General features: G+C 59.9%; 17 protein-coding genes. 9 read left to right on the plus strand and 8 right to left on the minus strand.

Annotated features, from left to right (window positions below; translation table 11 throughout):
• Positions 1-77: 77 nt before the first annotated feature.
• Positions 78-1250, plus strand: a complete 1173-nt coding sequence (locus CORTU0001_RS09345; protein ID WP_005329338.1) for a flavohemoprotein — start codon at positions 78-80, stop codon at positions 1248-1250.
• Here the strand turns inward: CORTU0001_RS09345 and CORTU0001_RS09350 are convergent.
• The gene (locus CORTU0001_RS09350; protein WP_005329339.1) at positions 1247-2062 is read right to left on the minus strand and encodes a carbon-nitrogen hydrolase family protein; all 816 of its coding nucleotides are present in this window, start codon (positions 2060-2062) and stop codon (positions 1247-1249) included. The genes CORTU0001_RS09345 and CORTU0001_RS09350 overlap by 4 nt on opposite strands.
• A gap of 91 nt (positions 2063-2153) precedes the next feature.
• On the opposite strand from CORTU0001_RS09350, the gene CORTU0001_RS09355 reads away from it, so the two are divergent.
• Together CORTU0001_RS09355 and CORTU0001_RS09360 are read left to right on the plus strand one after the other, a co-directional pair.
• The gene (locus tag CORTU0001_RS09355; protein ID WP_005325530.1) at positions 2154-2417 is read left to right on the plus strand and encodes a hypothetical protein; all 264 of its coding nucleotides are present in this window, start codon (positions 2154-2156) and stop codon (positions 2415-2417) included.
• Positions 2414-3580 carry an alpha/beta hydrolase gene (locus CORTU0001_RS09360; protein ID WP_005329340.1) on the plus strand — a complete coding sequence of 389 codons (1167 nt, stop codon included), beginning with the start codon at positions 2414-2416 and terminating at the stop codon, positions 3578-3580. Before CORTU0001_RS09355 ends, CORTU0001_RS09360 begins: the two co-directional genes overlap by 4 nt.
• 17 nt (positions 3581-3597) lie before the next feature.
• Here CORTU0001_RS09360 and exaC read toward each other — a convergent pair whose 3' ends face one another.
• From exaC to dnaK, 5 genes are all read right to left on the minus strand, one after another.
• Positions 3598-5118 (minus strand): acetaldehyde dehydrogenase ExaC, encoded by a 1521-nt coding sequence (gene exaC / locus CORTU0001_RS09365; RefSeq protein ID WP_005329341.1) that lies wholly within the window; start codon positions 5116-5118, stop codon positions 3598-3600.
• Positions 5119-5362: 244 nt separating this feature from the next.
• On the minus strand, positions 5363-5812 hold the full coding sequence (locus CORTU0001_RS09370) for a heat shock protein transcriptional repressor HspR (RefSeq protein ID WP_005329342.1): 450 nt from the start codon (positions 5810-5812) through the stop codon (positions 5363-5365).
• A 20-nt stretch (positions 5813-5832) separates the two neighbouring features.
• Entirely contained in the window at positions 5833-7038 is a 1206-nt protein-coding gene (gene dnaJ / locus CORTU0001_RS09375) for a molecular chaperone DnaJ (protein ID WP_005329343.1), read from the minus strand.
• A 97-nt stretch (positions 7039-7135) separates the two neighbouring features.
• Positions 7136-7843: a nucleotide exchange factor GrpE gene (gene grpE, locus CORTU0001_RS09380; RefSeq protein WP_005329345.1), complete on the minus strand. Its 708-nt coding sequence runs from the start codon at positions 7841-7843 to the stop codon at positions 7136-7138.
• Positions 7843-9693, minus strand: a complete 1851-nt coding sequence (gene dnaK, locus CORTU0001_RS09385) for a molecular chaperone DnaK (RefSeq protein WP_005325523.1) — start codon at positions 9691-9693, stop codon at positions 7843-7845. The genes grpE and dnaK overlap by 1 nt, the downstream gene beginning before the upstream one ends.
• A gap of 454 nt (positions 9694-10147) precedes the next feature.
• On the opposite strand from dnaK, the gene CORTU0001_RS11825 reads away from it, so the two are divergent.
• The 6 genes from CORTU0001_RS11825 (at position 10148) to CORTU0001_RS09410 (ending at position 18873) form a co-directional block, all read left to right on the plus strand.
• Positions 10148-10324, plus strand: a complete 177-nt coding sequence (locus CORTU0001_RS11825; RefSeq protein ID WP_005329347.1) for a hypothetical protein — start codon at positions 10148-10150, stop codon at positions 10322-10324.
• A 183-nt stretch (positions 10325-10507) separates the two neighbouring features.
• On the plus strand, positions 10508-11698 hold the full coding sequence (locus CORTU0001_RS09390; protein WP_005329348.1) for a histidine kinase: 1191 nt from the start codon (positions 10508-10510) through the stop codon (positions 11696-11698).
• Between the two features lie 254 nt (positions 11699-11952).
• Positions 11953-12612 (plus strand): response regulator transcription factor, encoded by a 660-nt coding sequence (locus CORTU0001_RS09395; protein WP_244262111.1) that lies wholly within the window; start codon positions 11953-11955, stop codon positions 12610-12612.
• A 579-nt stretch (positions 12613-13191) separates the two neighbouring features.
• A complete protein-coding gene (locus CORTU0001_RS09400; protein ID WP_005329353.1) occupies positions 13192-16635 on the plus strand; it encodes a bifunctional proline dehydrogenase/L-glutamate gamma-semialdehyde dehydrogenase in 3444 nt (1147 codons plus the stop codon).
• 131 nt (positions 16636-16766) lie between these two features.
• Positions 16767-18140 carry an AI-2E family transporter gene (locus CORTU0001_RS09405; RefSeq protein ID WP_005329355.1) on the plus strand — a complete coding sequence of 458 codons (1374 nt, stop codon included), beginning with the start codon at positions 16767-16769 and terminating at the stop codon, positions 18138-18140.
• Between the two features lie 205 nt (positions 18141-18345).
• Positions 18346-18873 (plus strand): hypothetical protein, encoded by a 528-nt coding sequence (locus CORTU0001_RS09410; protein WP_005329357.1) that lies wholly within the window; start codon positions 18346-18348, stop codon positions 18871-18873.
• Here the strand turns inward: CORTU0001_RS09410 and CORTU0001_RS09415 are convergent.
• Positions 18870-19460 (minus strand): nucleosidase, encoded by a 591-nt coding sequence (locus CORTU0001_RS09415; protein ID WP_005329359.1) that lies wholly within the window; start codon positions 19458-19460, stop codon positions 18870-18872. The two genes, CORTU0001_RS09410 and CORTU0001_RS09415, sit on opposite strands and share 4 nt — an antisense overlap.
• A gap of 23 nt (positions 19461-19483) precedes the next feature.
• Positions 19484-20467 (minus strand): hypothetical protein, encoded by a 984-nt coding sequence (locus CORTU0001_RS09420; RefSeq protein WP_005329360.1) that lies wholly within the window; start codon positions 20465-20467, stop codon positions 19484-19486.
• Positions 20468-20737: the final 270 nt, after the last annotated feature.

Raw genomic sequence — 20737 nt, forward strand, 5'->3', positions numbered from 1 at the left:
CCCATTTTCACCCCCGCTACAGCTTTCAGTAGGTAGCTCGACCCCCGGTTGGGCGCTGACTATTAGGATGGTCAAACATGTGGGAATTGGGCGAGCATTTTCGAAATTACGCAGACGAGTACCGCGATGCGGTGCACGAGCATTTCTTTAACGCGGTGCCTGAATCCCGCCAGATTTTTGCCCTGTCGATGCGCGATACCCATACCTCGATGGTGCCTGCGCTGGCGTGGGTGATTGAGCATACGGAGCCTAGGGAGCCCCTGCTTGCCGACGTCTCCGCAAAACTCACCCAGCTCGCCCGCGATCACCGCCGGCATGGGTTTCCGGCCGAAATCTATTCCCGCTTCGACGATGCCCTCGTAGCGGGCCTGCGGGTTTTGGCGCTGACGCAGTATCAATACAACTTTGCCTGCGACGTCATCCACCAAATATGCGCCACGATGGCTGACGCCGCACGGGAGTCCGACGCCGCCGGCGAAGCACCGGCGCATTCGGCGCAAGTGGTGGCGGTGGATCACCCCACCCGCGAGACGTCCATCATCCGCGTGGAGGCTGGCCTGGCTGTGCCCTATCAACCAGGGCAGCACTTTCCGGTGACCACGCAGTACTTGCCCGGGCAATGGCGGATGCTCACTCCTGCGCAGCCTAGCGACGGAACCGGCCAGGTGGTCTTTCACGTCTCCACCGCGGGCGAGGCGTCCCGGTCCCTCGCGCACGCGCAGCCCGGAGACTGGTGGACCCTGGGCCAGCCCGCCGGCGGCATTAGCCTCCAGAACGCGGACGCAGGAGAACTGGTCATCATCGCCTACGGCACCGGCTGGGCCACGGCTCGCTGCGCGGTGCTCGCCGCGCTTGACGATAAAGACCGCAGCCGAGTACCGCGCCTCTTTGCCGTGGCGGGCAGCCCCGGCGCCCACTATGACACCTACTTCCAGCAGAACCTGGCAGCCCTCGGCGTCCCAGTGCGCCGCATCGTGCGGGAAGAAAAAGACCCGTGGTTGCTCAATGCCCGCGAATTAGCCGCCGGCGCTGACTACGTAGTCTCCGGGGAACCGACCGATGTAGTAGTCAACGAGGTGGAGTTATCCACAGGCACTCCCCCGCGCTTCCTACTCGTCGGGCCGGCTGAAGAGGTTATGGAAGGCGCGGAAAGGTTGGTTCAAAGGGGCGTCGGCAAGCAGCAGATCGACGTCCTTAGCTGGGGCCGCGACGGGCGCTGGCAGCCGGAAGACTACGCGGCGCTGACCTAGTCCGCAGTGGCCACAACCGGCAGGGCGCGGCGGGTTTTCGCTACCTCATTCGGATCGATGTCGGCATAGAGGATGTCATCTTCGTAGTCGGCCTCGGCCATGCGCACGCCATTCGGATCAACGATGGTGGAATGGCCAATGCCCGTTGGTCCGGAAGGATTGCCCGCCTCAGCGTCACCACCCGGGCGCGATTGGCCGGCCGCGAGGATATAGCTGGTGGAATCCAAGGCACGCGCGGCCGTGAGCAGGCGCCACTGCTCCAGCTTTCCGGGGCCATCCGCCCAGCTCGTGGGCACAACAATGAGCTGCGCGCCCTGGCTGGCCAGCTCCTTAAACTGCTCCGGGAAACGAATGTCATAGCAGGTGGCTACGCCCACAATAAGGTCATCCACGTCGAAGGCCACCAGCGATTCACCGGCCAAGACCGTATCCGATTCGCGGTAGTCAAAGGCATCATAGGTATGAATCTTGTCGTAGCCACCCAGTACGCCAGGACCTGCAATGAGCGCCGTATTGGTCACGCGATTAATGGTCTTGCCCTCGCGCTCCACGGTATCGGCTGGGCAGAACATGCCGGCCACGACGGTGACCTCGAGCTCCTCTGCGAGCGCTTGGATAGCCGTGGCGAACGGGCCTTCGAGCGTCTGTGCCTGCTCATCAAGGCGCCCGGAGCGGAAATTCTGCGCCGTGGCCTCCGGAAGCACGATTAACCGCGCCCCGTTTCCGGCCGCCTCACGGATCTTGGCAAGCGCCAGTTCCTGGTTTTCGGTGATATTTCCGGTGGATGTTAACTGCACTGCTGCTACCTTCATACCTCCCAAAATAATGAAGCAGGGCGGAGTTATCCACAGGCTGCGCCTTTACCCCTAGCGCGGCGTTGTGTAGTCCATCAGGCTTAGGGGCATGAGTTATGTAGAAATTCCCACGCACCTGCCCGATTACGTCCGCTCCCTCATGGCGCGTCCTCCGCTGCCACCGCCGACGGCCGCGCTCGATACCGCCTGCCGCACCGCGGCCGCACTAGAGCGAGCCCGTGCCACTTGGTCCAGCGCCGTGGCCGCAACGGAAGACGCCACGGCCGAGCAACTGCGCTCCATTGCGGCCTTCCTAGGAACTGCCGCCGGAGTGGATTCCCGCCTGGGCCAGGCATTGGGAGATGCACGATGACCCTATCCGTGACCTTAAGAAATGGCGCCAGTACGTTGCACAGCGAACGCGCTGAACTGCGCTTTCGATTTTTAGATGCACACCAGGATTGGCGTAGCCTATCACTGGGAGGCCCCGCTGGTGACGCCGCCCGCACCAGTTTGGCAGGCTACACCGACTGGCTGGCCCAGCCGCTGCACCAGATGGAGCAGGTTGCCACCACCCTTGAACTCCACGCCAGCCTGCAGGCCCGCCGCGAGGAACTCGAGGACCGCATCATCGCATTCCTCGGCCAGGTGGATGAGCGCAGCGGGGTAGCTGCCAGCACGGCTGGGCTGTTGTTGAATCAGGTGCGGGCGCTGGGCGATTCCCTCGATTGGTTGTGCGCCCAAGAAATCGATGCCCTATGTACGCCTGCCGGGGTGGCTCCACCCGTTCGCTTGGAAGACTTCTCCGATCTTCCAGTAGATACCGTCCACGAGATAAATCTTGCCCACGCCAGCGAACACGTATCTCAGCTAGCCGCGCAGAACCCAGATATGCGAGTCCTAGAAACTAGCGACGGACGGCTCGTAGCCATGGTGGACCCCGGCGGCTTCCGGACTACGCCGGCATCGCTTACCACCTTTGTGGAAGGTGTTCACTCTTCCGATCCAGAAACCTGGCAGCGCGCGGTGGACCGCGGCCGCAATCTAGCCAAGGCCAGCGGCGGGCCGGCGGTGGTGTGGTTAGGCTACCAGGCGCCATCCTCCCTGCCCCGTGCGGTTCACGCCACTCCCGCGCGCACTGCCAGTCAAGAACTCGCCCGGTTTCAGCGCTCGCTCGGTAGACGCTATCCGCAGGCCAAGCGCACCGTAGTGGGATATTCCTATGGTTCTGTCGTCACCGGGCACGCCGCAAAGCAAGAAAGGATTGCTGAGGACGTAGTGCTCGTCGGCAGTCCCGGCACGGGCGCTGGCCACGCCTCAGAACTGCATGGCCGCATCTGGGCGGCCACAAACGCCAACGACCCCATCGCTATTACGACGGGGCCTAACGGCGGCATCCATGGCCCCGATCCCACCATTGATGCCTTTGGCGCCACTCCCCTTCCCGGCGCGGATGGCCTCCCTGGCGATCATGGCTCCTATTGGGAGGACCCACGGTTCTTGCGCGGCCTAGGCCAAGTGGCACGCGCGAACTAGTCCGAAGGGAACGGCCTTTAGAAGAGACCAGCCGGCTGATCCGAATAGGAGACCAACATATTCTTAGTCTCCTGGTAGTGGCCCAGCATCATCAAGTGGTTCTCACGGCCAAGGCCAGATTCCTTGTAGCCGCCAAAGGCGCTGTGCGCTGGGTAGTCGTGGTAGTGATTGACCCACACGCGGCCGGCCTGGATATCGCGGCCTGCGCGGTAGCAGATGTTTTGGCTGCGCGACCACACGCCGGCCCCAAGGCCGAAGTTGGTGGCGTTAGCGATTTCGATCGCCTCGTCATAGTCCTTGAACGTAGCTACGGAGAGCACCGGGCCAAAAATCTCTTCCTGGAAGATGCGCATGTCGTTATTTCCCTTAAACACGGTGGGCTCGATGTAGTAGCCCTTTTCTAGGCCTTCCACCTTGTTCACGTGGCCGCCAACAAGAGTCTCCGCACCTTCTTGTGGACCAATCTCCAGGTACTGCTTAATCTTGTCCATCTGCTCCTGGGAGGCCTGCGCGCCCATCATGGTCTCCGTATCGAGCGGGTGACCAATCTTAATCTTCTTGACGCGCTCAACGGCCAGTTCCAAGAACTTATCTGCAATCTCTTCGTGCACCAGTGCGCGAGATGGGCACGTGCAGACCTCGCCTTGGTTAAGGGCAAACATGACAAAGCCCTCCACGCACTTTTCCAAGTAGGAATCGTCTTCATCCATGATGTCTTTGAAGAAGATGGACGGGGATTTACCACCCAGCTCCAAGGTGACGGGGATGACCTTGTCAGCGGCAGCCTTGTTGATGATCTTGCCCACCGGGGTAGAGCCGGTGAAGGCGATTTTGGCAATGCGGTCAGAACCGGATAGTGCCGCACCGGCTTCATCACCTAGGCCATTGACGATATTGAGCACGCCGGCAGGAAGAAGATCACCGATGATATCGATGAGCAACAGGATGGATGCTGGGGTTTGCTCAGCCGGCTTCATGACAATGCAGTTTCCAGCAGCCAGTGCTGGCGCAATCTTCCAGGCGGCCATGAGCAACGGGAAATTCCACGGGATAATCTGGCCTACGACGCCGAGCGGCTCATGGTAGTGATAGGCCACGGTGTCCTGGTTGAGCTGGGACAGACGGCCCTCCTGGGCGCGGATGGCGCCAGCAAAGTAGCGGAAGTGATCCACGGCCAGCGGAATATCAGCGGCCAGAGTTTCACGTACGGCCTTGCCGTTCTCCCAAGTTTCCGCGACCGCAATCTTTTCCAGGTTTTCCTCGATGCGGTCCGCAATGCGGTGCAGGAGCAACGCACGCTCGGCCGGGGTGGTTTTACCGAAGGTTTCGAAGGCCTTTTCCGCGGCATCAATAGCCAAGTTGATATCGGCTTCTTTGCCGCGAGCTACCTGGCAAAATACCTCGCCGTTTACCGGACTGATGTTGTCCATGTATTCACCATCGACGGGCGCCACCCATTGGCCGCCGATGTAGTTGTCATAGCGTTCGCGGTAGTCAACGATGGAGCCTTCGGTTCCGGGGGCTGCATACAGGGTCATGGTGCGTGTCCTTTCCTAGAGAAAATTACAGGTGAAGGTGTTGTACCACACTATTTCCTATGTATGTGTTGTGCGTCACCTGCTTGCTAGTCATCCTAACTCTAAACTTTGCAATGCGCACTGATTACGGTTACCCCCTTTGCAAAAATTCACATGGCGCCGCGAGTACGCGAGTAGAAGAAAACCCCGCAGCCAGCGGGGAAGCTGGTTGCGGGGTTGGGTGTACTCGTCTGCAGAGCGAGAGTTAGTCTTGGCCGTATCCACGGCCGCGGGCGCGCTTGCGCTCACGCGCGGTGCGCGGGCTCCACATCACCACGGAGGTGGACCGTGGTACATGGACAAGCTCACCGCTGCGCCGCGGGCGGCGTCCTGCGGCCTGCTCGCGCAGGGCCCGGACCTCTTCAGCTAAAGCGTCGCGCTCCGCCTCGAGTCGATCGCGTTCTTCGGTCAACTCGATGATGGACTTGATGCCGGCAAGGTTGACGCCATCGTCTTGGGACAGCGCCTGAATCTTGCGCAGCAGCTCGATGTCCCGGTCGGAGTAGCGGCGGCCACCGCCACGAGTGCGGGCCGGGGAGACCAAGCCCATGCGGTCATAGGTGCGCAGGGTTTGGGCGTGCATTCCGGATAGTTCTGCAGCTACGGAGATGACGTAAACCGCGGTGCCGGAATCTTCTGCCTTTCCAGTGCTCATTTCTTAACACACCTCCTGCCTTAAGCATTCTCGGCGCCGGCCCAACCCGCACGCGGGTTGAAACCGGAGTCCTTTTCCGCCTGAGCATAGGTGCGCAGGGCGCTAGAGGCAGCGGCATCGAGCTTGGTGGGCACGGTAACCTGCACGGTAACCAGCAGATCACCGGAGTTGCCACCGCGCTTGGCGATGCCCCTTCCGCGCACCCGCAGCGTGCGTCCATCCGGCGTTCCAGCGGGGATCTTCACACGCACCGGGTTATCCAAAGTAGGAACCGCGATGGTATCGCCCAAGGCCAGCTCCGTGAAGGAAACCGGAACGGTGACATGGAGGTCATCACCCTCGCGAGTAAAGACCTTGTCCGGCTTTACAGTCACCGCTACGAAGAGGTCACCGGCGGGAGTGCCGTTGGGACCTGCTTCGCCCTGACCGGCGAGGCGGACCTTTTGCCCATCGATGACGCCGGCGGGGATGCGCACGGTGATATTGCGGGTGCGGTGAACCGTGCCGGTGCCGTGGCAATCCTTGCACGGATCCGTGATGCGGCGGCCGGTACCATCGCAGTCCTGACACGGGGCAGAGAAACCGAAAGCGCCGCGGTTCTCCGAGGTAAAACCGGTACCACTGCAGGTGCCACAAGTAGAGGTCTTGCCGGAAGCGGAACCCGAGCCGTGGCACGTGGTGCACGGCGCATTGCCGCTGAGTGCCAGGGGAATGGTGGTTCCCTTAGCGGCCTCGCGGAAGTCGAGGGTTATTTCCGTTTCGACGTCGGCCCCCCGCGACGGTTTAGCTGAGTGGCCAGCACTACCGCCGCGGTTGAAAACGCTACCGAAGATATCCCCAACACCGCCGCCTTGAGCCGATCCTCCAGCGGATCCTCCGAAGAGGTCCGAGAGGTCGAATTCTTGCGCACCTTGTCCACCCATGCGCGTGGATCGAAACCCGCCGGGAAATCCGGCGCCTCCCATCCGTCCAAAGCCGCCTCCATTGCGGAGCATGGCCTTGAACTGGTCGTATTCCTTGCGCTCGGTGGCGTCGGAAAGCACGTCGTAGGCTTCCGCAACCTTCTTGAACCGTTCCGCTGCCGCGGGGTCGTCCGGGTGGGTATCGGGGTGATTTTCGCGCGCTAGCTTGCGGTAAGCACGCTTAATCTCGTTCTGGTCTGCGGACGAGGAGACCCCCAGATCCGCATAGTAATCTTTGTCTGCCCATTCGGGTTTAGCGCTCACTGGGCATCTCCTCCTTTCAAAGAGAATCGATACAAGTTAAGTAAAAGGGCGCCGCGGGAAGGTCACTTATCAATTCCCAGGGCGCCCTTTATGTTATTTACTCGGAATCTTCCGAGCTGCCGGACTCATCGCTGGGGTCCGCGATGATGACCATGGCATTGCGCACGAGCCTGTCGCCTACGCGGTAGCCCTTCCGCAGCACGGTACCAAGCACCTGCTCATCGCCGGAGGACAAGTCCTGCACGGCTTCGTGGACCTCAGGGTCGAAGGCATCGCCTTCCTCACCAAAGGCAGCGAGGTCGTGCTTTTCCAGCGTGCTGTAGAACTTATCCGCAAATGCCTTGAGCGGGCCTTCCAAGTCGCCGTGTTCACGAGCCAGTTCCAGGTCATCAAGGACAGGCAGCATATCTGCGATGACCTTGGCCTTGGCGGTCTCGATTACGGCCTGGCGGTCGCGCTCGGTGCGGCGGCGGTAGTTGGTGTATTCCGCATTCAGACGCTGCAGGTCTTCCGTGCGTTCTGCCAACTGTGCTTCCACATCGCTGGCGCCGGTGCCTGCGGGCTCCTCACCCGCTGCTTCGGCTTCTACCTCATCAGCGTTGACATCTGCCAGCGCTTCTTCGAGGTCAGCATCGAGGGTGGGATCCAGCTCGGCTTCTTCGGTGGCGTCAGCCTGCGCTTCCTGCGCAGCCTGGGCCTCCTCGGCCTGCTCGGCAGCAGCCTCAGCGCGGTCAGCCGAGGTAGCCTCCGGATCCGTGTTTTCCGGGTCGCCTGGGTTGTGCGGCATTCCGCTGTCCTGAGTCATTACTTGTTGCCATCCTTGTTCTCGTCCTCGTCAACGACCTCAGCGTCGACGACGTTCGGGTCACCCTGCGCAGCGCCTGCATCGGCAGCGCCCTCAGCGCCTGCCTCAGCAGCCTGTGCCTCGTAGATCTGCTTGCCCATCTCCTGGGATTCGGTGGACAGCTTCTCCACTGCGGACTTGATGGCCTCGAGGTCATCGCCCTTTAGAGCCTCATCAACGGCGTCAGCAGCCTCGGTGACCTTGGTCTTAACATCCTCGGATACCTTGTCAGCGTTGTCATCCAAGAACTTGCGGGTCTGGTAGGAGGTGGACTCTGCGTTATTGCGCAGCTCCTGCTCCTCGCGGCGCTTCTTATCCTCTTCGGCGTGCTGCTCAGCATCCTTGACCATGCGGTCGATTTCTTCCTGGGACAGGCCGGAACCATCCTGAATCTTGATGGTGTTTTCCTTGCCGGTGCCCTTGTCCTTTGCGGTCACGTGGACGATGCCGTTGGCATCGATATCGAAGGTGACCTCAATCTGCGGAACACCGCGCGGTGCCGGAGCAATACCGCCGAGCTCGAAGGAGCCGAGCAGCTTGTTGGCGGTAGCCATCTCGCGCTCGCCCTGGAAGACCTGAATCTGTACGGAAGGCTGGTTGTCTTCCGCGGTGGTGAAGGTCTCGGACTTCTTGGTCGGGATGGTGGTGTTGCGCTCGATGAGCTTGGTCATCACGCCACCCTTGGTCTCAATGCCGAGGGACAGCGGGGTGACGTCGAGAAGCAGCACGTCCTTAACCTCGCCGCGCAGCACGCCTGCCTGCAGGGCAGCGCCGACTGCAACAACCTCGTCCGGGTTAACGCCCTTGTTGGCATCCTTGCCGGTCAGTTCCTTAACCAGGTCAGATACGGCTGGCATACGGGTGGAACCGCCAACGAGAACAACGTGGTCGATATCGCCGACGGAAAGGTCAGCGTCCTTGATGACCTGGTTGAACGGAGCCTTGGTGCGGTCCAGCAGATCCTGGGTGATCTTCTGGAACTCAGTGCGGGTCAGGGTCTCATCCAAGAACAGCGGGTTCTTGTCGGAGTCAACGGTGATGTACGGCAGGTTAATGTTGGCCTGCTGGGAGGAGGACAGCTCAATCTTGGCCTTCTCTGCAGCCTCGCGCAGACGCTGCACGGCGCGCTTATCCTTGGTCAGGTCAACGCCCTGGGAGGTCTTAAAGCGGTCTACCAGCCAGTCGACGATGCGCTGATCCCAGTCATCGCCACCCAGCTCGTTATCGCCGGCGGTGGCCATAACCTCAACGACGCCATCGCCGATTTCCAGCAAGGAGACGTCGAAGGTGCCGCCACCCAGGTCGAATACCAGGATGGTCTGCTCCTGCTCGCCCTTTTCCAGGCCATAAGCCAAAGCAGCTGCGGTTGGCTCGTTAACGATACGGAGCACGTTCAGGCCTGCAATCTGGCCAGCTTCCTTGGTGGCCTGGCGCTGTGCGTCCTCGAAGTATGCAGGAACGGTAATAACGGCGTCAGTAACATCCTCACCGAGGTAAGCCTCTGCGTCGCGCTTCAGCTTCATCAGCGTGCGAGCGGAAATCTCCTGGGAGGTGTAATCCTTATCATCAATGTTGATCTTCCAGTCGGTGCCGATGTGGCGCTTGACGGAGCGAATGGTGCGGTCAACATTGGTTACCGCCTGGTTCTTAGCGGACTGACCGACCAGGATTTCGCCGTTCTTTGCAAAAGCAACGACGGAAGGCGTGGTGCGGGAACCCTCAGAGTTAGCGATAACAGTGGACTCGCCACCCTCCAGTACGGAAACGACAGAGTTCGTCGTACCCAGGTCAATACCTACTGCGCGTCCCATGATTTCTTCTCCTTTTATCTTGGGGTAATTAATAAAGTTGACTGTCAGTGACTCAACTTCTCGTTGCGCCCGAGCGCTACTGTAACAGAACTTCTACGTCCGGTCACACAACCTTGAGTCCGTGTCACTCAATCTCTACAACAGGTAGCCTACAAAAGTTATTCCCCGCGACTCAACTTTTCTTCTAAACTTTCCTTTTGTGCAGCTCAGCGCAGCTCTTGCCGACGCCCACCCCCTCACCCTCCACACAATTATCCCCTTCGCTCAACACAGCCCCATACCCAAACGGAGCTCCTTACATAACCTTAAGAGGATCCAAAAGTCACCTCAGAAAGGATCCAAAAGAGGATTGGCAGCCCGCCCCCGCTACCGCATACTAGGAATCACAGCAGTTAAGAGCTGCTACCCCAGAGAGAGATTGTAGTTTTACTCCGCCGATCCGAAAGGAATGTATATGTTCGATTCCCTCGCAGACCTCAGCTCCGCCATCGACTTCGAGGCACTCATCAAGGGCATCAAGGGCCTCATCGAGGCTTCCTCCGAGTCCAACACCGACTCCGAGGGCCTGTCCTCCGTATTCGAGGGCCTGTCCTCCAAGGATGACGCAGAGGCTGCTGCAGAAGCTAAGTAATTAGCCTTCTGTACTCCTTCATGAAGACCAGCTAAACCCCTTCACCTTCTTCCTCCGCTCGGAACCCACCACAAGGAACCGCGCACGAAGGTGCGGGGGTTTCGCTGTTTTCAATCGCTGTTTCACGTTCGCTGTACCTACACTAGGGAGATAAAACCCATTGAGCCTTAGCATCCAGGAAGCGTGGACCGCACCGTGTCGAAACCTTCACAGCCGCCCCTTCACCAACGCATCCGCGCAGCCATGACCCTGCAGCGAACAGCCGCTTTAACTGCGGTGATTTGCGTGGCGCTGACATTACTTGGCGCATTCTTCACGCCCACTGAACGCCAGCTATCTGCCGCCATCTTTGGCGTAATACTGACTGTCATTACGACATTGGCATTCCGTCACCCGCTCGTGATGTCTGTGCTTTTTGTGACGGTGTGGATGAGCTCTACATTCGCTGCAGGCACTCCTTACCTCTGCTACATCTTCTTAACTCCAATCTTCATCGCCGTCATCGCTTACCACGGGAAAAATTGGCAGACTTTTGCAGTAGGCGCCGTCTTTTGGGCTGCTGGTCTTATCGATCCCAGCAGTGCGAGGATCAGCGTTAATCCTGCGGCCGCTTTTGCTTGGGCAATGTTCATTAGCGTCGGTGCAGTTATTGGAGCCACTTTCGCCCATTCTGCACAGCGATACAAAACAGCCATGGTCGAGTGGAACGCCGACGTCCAACGAAGACAGTCAGACCTCGCCGAAACTCTGCACAACTCCGTGGTTTCGAGCCTTACTGTCAACACAATGCAGCTGGAGGCTTTAAGCCTCGAATATTCCAAAGATCCGGAGCTCACTAAACGCTTAGATGAGCTTAGCGATTCCATGCGCTCTTCCATGTCGGAAGTGCGTGCGCTAACTAAGGTTCTACGGAACAATATCGAGGGCATTAACGACGGAATGAGCTTTGGCTCCACCACGAAGCCTGATAGTTTTGCCCAGCTTCTTTCTCAGGAAGAATCTCGACTCTCCAAACTCAATCGGAAGCCAATTATGGACGTAGGCGCCGAAGATTTCGCGCCGCATTTCCCTCCGGAGACGCTGGATTCCATCGCTGCCATCACTACCGAAGCCTGCCTGAATGCAGTGAAGTATTCCCCACCAGGAGCAGAAATTATGATTTCGGTGCGGCCTCACCTCGGATGGACCGTTATAACGATTAGCAATCCAGTATCGAAGCCCACGAGCACCAATGCTGACATGTCTTCGGGTATCGGCATGGCCTCGATGTCACGAATTGCTGCAACAATTGACGCACGCGTCGATACGAAGCTTGAGCGCAATCAGTGGGAACTTACCCTGTCGCTCCCGCCCTCCGCCCAAAAGGCTAGTTAGTTTCGACACGTCGCCTAGCAAACCTAAAGGGCGTGCACTAAGCTATCGCTTGTTTCTGACTAAAACAGACTTTATTAAAGGATCCCGCATATGCAGGCCGCACTTGCTAGCTTTCTCGCTCCATTTTTGTTGTCCTCCTCCCTTCTGGGAGGACTAGCCCCAGGCGATCTCTCACCGACTACTGAGTATCAGTCGCCAGTCGATCTGGTCTTCGGTTGCCCATCTCCATGGTGCCCGAAATAAAAATATCCCTCTTGGTCGTCGATGACGACCCACTTGTTCTTGAAGCCCTGGGGCGCTACTTCGCCTCGGCTGAGGACATGGAGGTGCGCGCCACCGCAGAAAATGGCAAGGTCGCCCTCGAGCTATTGCAAGAGCAGGACTTTGACGTCATTGTCGCGGACATCCATATGCCCGAGATGGATGGCACTACCCTCTTGCGTGAGGTCAACAAGCTGGAAGATCCACCGGTCTTTGTTGCGATGACCGCGATGGACAATGACGAGACCCTCAAAGAGGTCATGTCCAACAAGGCCGCGGCCTATATTTTGAAAAGCTCCAAGCCGGTCTACATTTTGGATACCGTACGCGAGGCCGTGCGCGGTGGCACGGTAGTCACCCCGCAGTCGCTTACCCGTTTGTTTGAGCAGCTTCCTGATTGGAACGCCGAGGGAGCAGGCGCCAATGCGGCTGCCGCAACCGCGAAGATCAAGGACAATCACCACATCTCCCCTGCGCTAGAGCAGGTCCTGGACTTGGTCTGCCAGGGCAAGTCCAACGAAGAGATTGCCAAGAGCACGCATTATGCACCGGGCACGGTGAAGAAGTATGTGTCCACCCTGCTCAGTGAATTCCATGCCAAGTCCCGCCTCGAGCTGGCAGTGAAGGCGCTTAAGGCCGGCTACGGTTCTTAAAACCTAATTGTTGGACAATTCGGGGGTAGATTACCCCCGGATGAGTCAATACCCCCTCTAAACCCCACATGCTGGGGTTTATTTTTTGTTTTTCTACCCCCGCTTACCGTTTTTGAAAGGAGACTAGCATCACGTTTACCGCTTTCCTATAATTGCGGCAACACAAAAGTTCATAGTATTTCCCAGGCAACAATTGGAACCTGAACCTGCAGGGTTGCCGCACGTCAGAGCGCTATAGCGCTCGCGTATTCCTCTAGCCCCACACAGTCACGTCATAGAAAGCAGGTGAGTGTTGAACACCAACCTGGCGCGCGTTCGTCGCAGCAGCGATAGGCCTCCCGTCCGCACTCGGCCCGCATACTGGCCCGCTGAACATCGCACTTCACCCCGAATCCCTGCGACCCTCACATTGCGTCGCGCGCACCCGCGTGTTCGCTCCTCACCCGGCTGCCCCTGCAGCAACCCATAGCTCACCGCTTACGTCCCAGCCGCCCGTATCGCCTGGCAGCCCACTGTCCGGCACGAATACTGCTAGCGGCTATGGGGATGTGACCCGTTTGAAGAAGAGGTAGAACCCATATGACTTCTCCTGCTAATACCCGCTTGCCCATCTCTGATGATGTGGAAGCAGTCCTGCCCGCAGCAATTAGCCGCGCACACGACTGGTTGAAGTCCACTGCGGACGAAGAAGATAAGGCCACCGAACAGCTCGCGGACCTGCTGCGCGACGAAGACGGCGTGAAGTTCACCATGGACTTCGTCGACCGCGTCATGCGCCCAGAAGATGACAAGGTTGCCGCGCACGCGCTGAAGGATATTTCTTCCCACTATGACCCGTCGTTCCTCGGCAGCATCAATGGTGCGCTGGTTGGCGCCGGTGGTTTCTTCGGCCCCATCCTGCCGAACCTGGTCATGCCGGTGGCCCGCCTGTACATGCGCAAGATGGTTGGCCACCTAGTTCTAGACGCCGAGTCTGATGCCCTCAACAAGATCTTGGACAAGGCCGCCGAATCCGGTGAGCAGCTTAACCTCAACCTGCTGGGTGAGGCTGTGCTCGGTGAGGAAGAGGCGAAGTCCCGCGCGGAGCGCACCCTCAAGCTCATCAAAAACCCCCGCGTGACCTACGTATCGGTTAAGGCTTCTTCCATGGTGGCCCAGCTCAACCACTGGGATATCGATGGCTCGGTAGAGCGCCTCAAGGAGCGCTTGCGCCCGCTGTACCAGGCTGCGGCCGACCGTACCGACAAGGTCTTTATCAACATGGACATGGAGGAGTACCACGACCTCCACCTAACCATCCGCCTGTTCAAGGAGCTGCTCAGCGAGCCGGAATTCCTCACCCTGGACGCCGGCATCGTGCTCCAGGCTTACCTGCCGGATACCTTTGATGCGCTCAAGGATGTCGCCGATTTTGCCAAGGAGCGCGTGGCTAAGGGCGGCGGCAAGGTCAAGGTACGCATCGTGAAGGGCGCAAACCTGTCCATGGAAAACGTGCAGGGCGAGGTCCACGATTGGCCGCTGGCTACCTACACCAACAAGCTCGACGTGGACGCTAACTACTACCGCCTATTGGATTTCATCCTGCGCGAGGAGTACGCCGGCAGTATCCGCATCGGTGTAGCAACCCACAACCTATACACCGCGGCCATGGCCTACGAGCTGGGCAAGAAGCGCGGCGTGCTGCACATGCTGGATTCGGAGATGCTGCAGGGTATGTCCCCTGCCCAGCAGGCAGCGGTGCGCAAGGTCTTTGACGGCCGGCAAATCCTCTATACCCCGGTTGTCCACGCAGATGACTTCGACGTCGCCGTGTCCTACCTGGTGCGCCGCCTAGAGGAGAACTCCGCGCCGCAGAACTTCCTCTACGCTCTCTTCGCCCCGGGGGAGGAGCCGTTGGCGGACCAGGAAGAGACGTTCCGTCGGGCCGTCGCCAAGCGCTGGGAAACCTTCGCTGGTGCCCGTCGCACGCAGAACCGCCTTGAGGAAAACGGCCGCCAGGCACCGCGCACCGGCCGCTTTACCAACGAGGCAGATACTGACCCGGCGCTCGCGCCGAACCGCCAGTGGGCGCAGGAAGCACTCAAGCGCAATCCGGGCGAGCACGGCATCGCGGAGGTTACCGACCCTGCCGCGGTCGAAGGTCACATCGCTCGCGCTAAGGAGCTGGGCACCGAGTGGGGCAAGCGCCCAGCTGCCGAGCGCGCCGCCGCACTGGAGGCCGTGGCGGATCAGATTGCGTCCCAGCGTGGCAAGTTCATCTCCGTGGCTGCGTATGAGGCCAATAAGACTGTTACCCAGACCGACCCTGAGGTCTCTGAGGCGATTGACTTCTGCACCTACTACGGCCAGTCCGCACGCCTACTGGAAGAGTCCTACTCCGAGTTCACCCCGCACACCGTCACCGTGGTGACCCCGCCGTGGAACTTCCCCATTGCCATCCCCACCGGTGGCATTGCGGCATCCTTAGCAGCCGGCTCGGCGGTCATCGTCAAGCCTGCACCGCAGGTGGTTCACTGCGGCAAGCTCGTGGTGGAAGCGTTCCGCACCGCTCTGGAGGCGCAGGGCTTGGACCAGGATCTGGTGCAGCTCGTGCTTACTGATGAAGCCGAGGCCGGCAAGGCACTGCTCTCCCACGATGACGTGGACAATGTCATCCTCACCGGCGCCTCCGATACCGGCGCGCTCTTCCGTTCCTGGAAGCCGAAGATGAACATTATGGCGGAGACGTCCGGCAAGAACGCGCTCATCATCACCCCTGCGGCCGACCCAGACCTGGCCATCGATGACCTCTACAACTCTGCCTTTGGCCACTCCGGCCAGAAGTGCTCGGCGGCATCCCTGGTTATCTTCGTCGGTGCGGCTGGTAAGTCCGAGCGCCTACGCACCCAGCTGCTAGATGCCGTCAAGACCCTTAAGCCAGGCCCGGGCTTCGATATCACCACCACCATGAACGGCCTAGCGGAAGAGCCGAGCGAGAAGCTCCTGCGCGGTTTGACCCAGCTCGAGCCGGGTGAGAAGTGGCTGCTCAAGCCGGAAAAGCTCAACCAGGAAGGCACCCTGTGGTCCCCGGGCATCCGCGATAATGTGCAGCCAGGCTCCTGGTACCACAAGAACGAGTGCTTCGGCCCCATCCTTGGCATCATGTACGCCGATACCTTGGAGGAGGCTATTGCCTGGCAGAACGACACCGGCTATGGCCTGACTGGCGGCATTCACTCGCTTGACGACGCCGAGATTGAGTACTGGATCGACAACGTTGAGGTGGGCAATGCCTACGTCAACCGCGGCATCACCGGTGCGATTGTCCAGCGCCAGTCCTTCGGCGGTTGGAAGAAGTCCGTCATGGGACCGGGCGCCAAGGCTGGCGGTCCGAACTACGTGGCACAGATGGGTGAGTGGGCCGATGGCGAGCTCAAGCCGCGCAACGTGGATATCGCCCCAGCAAGCCTCGCCGCGCTGCACCGCCTGCGTGATAACCTCTCTGGCAAGCTCACCGAGGAGGACATCACCTGGCTGTGGCGCGCCGCTGAGCTGGACCAGGTGGCTTGGCAAGAGGAGTTCGGCCGCAACCACGACCGCACCGGCCTGGTCTCTGAGGCCAATATCTTCCGCTACCGCCCGCTTCTGACCAAGCTGCGCGTGCGCGTGGGCGAAGGCTACGAACTGCGCGAGGTTGCTCGTCAGGTGCTGGCCGCCGCAATTACCGGCACCGCCACGGAAATCTCCGCCACCCCGGAGGTTGCCACCCAGCTGCAGGACTTGGGCTTCGACGTCAAGGCCATCACCGACGAGGCTTTTGCTACCGACGTGGCAAATGACGCTTCTTCCCGCGTGCGCGCCTTGGGCACCGTGCCGGATTCCATCTACGAGGCCGCGGTGCGCTCCAACTCCGTGGTGCTGGACCAGCCCGTGCTTGCCGACGGCCGCCGTGAGCTCATGCCTTACCTCCTTGAGCAGGCAGTTTCGGTTACCATGCACCGCTTCGGCATTATCCGCAACGTAGGTAACCTGCGCGACGAGTAATTCCCAGCCGCGTCAGCGGACGCGTTAAAGGACGCGTTAAAGGTACTGAAGGGAGGTAGCGCCCCGCCCGTGGGCTGCTACCTCCTTTTTCGTATATGCGCTGCGAGTTTTATGTGGCATAGTGGTAGGCAATGTCTACGTCACATAATTCGTCTTCCCGCGACGAGGCCAAGCGCCCGTCTGCGCAGGAAAAGGGCAACGCAACACAAATCCAAAAGCCGGGCGAGGAAGATTCTCATACCCTCGTCGCTTATGATGACGCGCACCTTGGTGCAGAGGCTGCCAGCGAGCACCCTGCCGAGCGCGACGATAAATCCGCCGTACTGGCCAAGGACTTCCGCACCATGGCCAAGGTCTCGGTGGTCTTTATCCTTATCGTCGCCGGCCTAGCGCTGGCCGGCTACCTGCTCAAGTTCATTTGGGTAGGCCTGCTGCCGGTCTTGCTCGCCATTCTCGTCTCCACGGTGCTCTACCCCATCAGCGCGTGGCTGCGCAGTAAGGGATTCCCGCGCTCGCTCGCGGCGGTAAGCACCTTGCTCGGCCTCATCATCATCTTCTGCGGCGTCTTTGCCGCCATGGCCCCCGTAGTCACCAGCCAGAGCCAAACGCTCATTGACCAAGCCGAAGATGGCATTAACCAAATCACGGAGATGGTGGAAAAGTCCCCCATCGATATCCAAAGTGACCAGCTACAGTCCGTTCTGCAAGACGTGGTCAAGTTTGCCAAGGGCCAAGCCTCTACCATCGCCACCGGCGTTATCTCTGGTTTCTCGATGGCCAGCTCCATCGTCGTGGCCGCGCTGATCATGCTCTTTGTCACCTTCTTCATCATCAAAGACGGCGACAAGTTCTTGCCGTGGCTGCGCAAGTACACCGGCAATTCCACCGGCTGGCACGTCACTGAACTCGGTGCCCGCATCTGGAAGACCTTGTCCGGCTTTATCCAGGCGCAGGCCGCCGTGGCCATGGTGGACGCAGTCCTCATTGGCCTTGGCCTGTGGGTGCTGCAAGTTCCGCTCGCGCTCGTCATCGCCGTGGTGACGTTCTTCGCCAGCTTCATCCCGATCATCGGTGCGGTCACCGCCGGTGCCCTCGCCATCATCATCGCGCTGGTCTCCAATGGCCTGACCAACGCACTGCTGGCGCTTGCACTTATCATCATCGTCCAGCAGGTGGAAGGCAATGTCCTCCAGCCGATGCTGCAGTCCAAGGCCATGGGCCTGCACGCCGCCATCGTCCTGCTTTCCGTGACCGTCGGCTCCACCCTGGCCGGCATCGTGGGCGCCTTCCTCGCCGTCCCCGTGGCCGCAACCATCGCTGTTGTGGTGCGCTACCACGCCGAGATGGCCGCGCTGCGCTCCGGCGAAGTCGAGCCCTCCGATATAGACATCATCACCGGCTCCAAGGACGATCCTGAAGACTTCAGCGACGTCGCCTACGAACACGCCCAGACCCCACGCGACAAGGTAGAGCAGCTCTACCAGTCCATGAGCCCGCTGAGCTAAGACTCAGCCACCACTAGCAGCGCGCCGGCCCTCCCCCGGCGCGTTTTTATTTTCCCCGACACACTTACCCCTAAAAGAGTGCAATTGGGCTGCGCACAAGACATTTCCTCCGCTTGCAGTTGCGGCCGCCTCCCGTGAAATTAGCATTGTTAACGGGCCCAAGAAGACGCCCATTTCTCATTCTATTTCCTATCAAGGAGTATTCATGCGTAAGCAATTTGTAGGCGCTCTCGCCGCCACTCTCTTAGCATCGTCCATCGCTATCCCTGCCGCACAAGCAGCTACGTTTGAGCGGGCGGACGGCGGCTGCTGGGCAATTTCGGAGAACGATGAATTCGTAGTTCCCGAGGAGCTGGTCGGCCAGCCCACCGAGTGGGGCGAAGATCAGGAAAAGAATTTCCTCAGTGATGATTACATGCGCTGGAACATTAGCAAGCACGACGATCTCATCGGTTGGTCCAATAAGCAGATCGCTGCCTACCAGCGCAATGGCGTAACCCCTGACGAGCAGCGCCGCATCGACCGCATTAAGATTTTCCGCGGTCAGCTGCAGACTCAGCGCAATGATATGAACGCCTGCCTGCGCGCTGGCGCCAAGGATCCGATTTCTCAGCTGTCTTCGCAGTTCGGCCTGCCGACCATCGCTCAACTGCAGGCACAGTTTGAAGCGCAGATCCGCCAGGCTGAAGCACAGCTGCGTAAGATGGCTGCGCAGTTCGGTATCAAGTTCTAGCGCAGAAAGCCTAGGTCCGTAGCTGCCGAGGCGAGCTGGCGCGCACCGCGGTCAAGGACGTTGGCCCACGTGCCCTTGGATTCCTCATTGGCGGAATCGGACACCTGCTTAAGCAGGGTGCAGGGCACATCGAAGCGCTGGCATACTGCGGCGATGGAATAGCCTTCCATGTCGCACAGCTGCGATTTCTTGGCCAGCTCGGTGCGCAGGGCGGTATCGGAGACAAACATGTCGCCCGTGGCCAGTCCGCGCACCGGCAGGCGGCCGGAGGTCTCGAGCTCGATAGCCTCTGGCAGCAGGTAGCGGTTGATATCGGTAAGCACTTCTAGCTTGAAGTCATGCTTGGTGACCTTGTCCACTTCGAAGACGCCAGCCATGCCGTCGACAAGCGCGCCGGCCGTGCCAATGTTGACCACGCGATCGGGAAGGGCGCCGTTCGCGCGGGCGTCGGCAAGAGCTTCCGTCAGCGCAATGGCCGCCGGAACCGTACCGATTCCGGTGATGAGCAGGGGTTCGCCTTCCGGAATGTGGGCGGCTTCCGCGTCCACAGCGGCGACGAAAAGGGTGCGTCCGTTGAGATTCTCCATGCCTGCGAGAATACCTGCCCGCCCTAGTCAAAGTTCAATGTGCGGTTCTTCTGGCGCAGGCGAATCGTAATGTTTTTCTGTCCGGCGCCAAGGGCAATGATTTTCCCGCTGAGAACCCGGGCGACGGCCAGGTCTTCCTCCGTCGGGGCCTCGGCCGCGACCCGCGCCGTAGGCAGCCAAGCATCGTGCGGGTCTGGCGCGCCGAGGTGAATGAGCCGTTCGCGCTCCACGTCGATCCAATAGCCCTCCGTGGCCATGAAACGATCGTGGCTCCCCTCGAAGGAATCGCGGCGCCACCCACCCTCGGCCACGCGGAAGACAAAGGGGCAATAGCCAAAACGCGAAGGCACGATATAGCGCGTCTGGGGGCTGACGCGCCAATGGCCGCGCGCGGAGCTCCAGACTTGGCGGTAGGTATCGGCCAAGCTCATGCCCAGACGCAAGCGCTGCTGCCTGTCTTCGTCCAACCCAGCACCATCTACCTGGGTTTTTAGCTCCCCGAGCCGCGTGGCATCGGCCACGTACATGCCCAGCCACGCTTCCTCCGGAGTGGTGTACGGGCCGGTGATATCACGGTGGAAGGAATCCGGCACGGCTCTTTCCGCGTCCTGGGGCAGGCGCTGGCGGGCGGCAAAAGCCCATAGGCGCGGATGTCCCATGCGGTACAGCATCACCGTCGCCCGCGGCAGGCGGTCGTGCACCTGCTCGCGCGTCAGATAATCACCCGCGCTGATGCGCCGCAGCAGCTGCTTAGCGATGTCCCCCTCTACCTGCTGCTCCATTCCCGGCGCGACTTCCATCTCCGGCAACTGGCTAAGCAGCATCAAATCGATGATGTCTCCCAAATCAAAGACCTTGCTCAATTCTGTATGCGCCTCTGAGCCAAAAGCCTCAATTGCGTCATACCCCAGGGCACTGCCCAAGCGGCGGATGAGATCCGGGGACACGCTCACCCGGTTGCGGGTCGCGTGCAATTCCGCGGCGTTGAGATTGCGGTCCAGGCCCACGAGGGCTCCTTTCTCCCCCTCATCGGGGATTTAATTCTTGGTCATGCTTGGGATTAAGCCGGACATTGGTCTTACCCGGTGTCCTTCATTGGAGTCTTGTCGCGGAAAAGGGCATCAGATAGAAGCCCTTCTAGGAGATTTTGGGACTCCTCAACTTCGTCACTGTTGGTTCTCGGTCACGCAGCTGATGACGTGCTTAATCCCTACGAGTTACATCGAAGAAAAGTAGCGCGTTACAAATACCCCCTTTCATAGTCTCATTCGAGAGAA

Origin of the sequence: Corynebacterium tuberculostearicum SK141 (assembly GCF_000175635.1) — a bacterium.
In the GTDB taxonomy this organism is placed as follows: domain Bacteria; phylum Actinomycetota; class Actinomycetes; order Mycobacteriales; family Mycobacteriaceae; genus Corynebacterium; species Corynebacterium tuberculostearicum_C.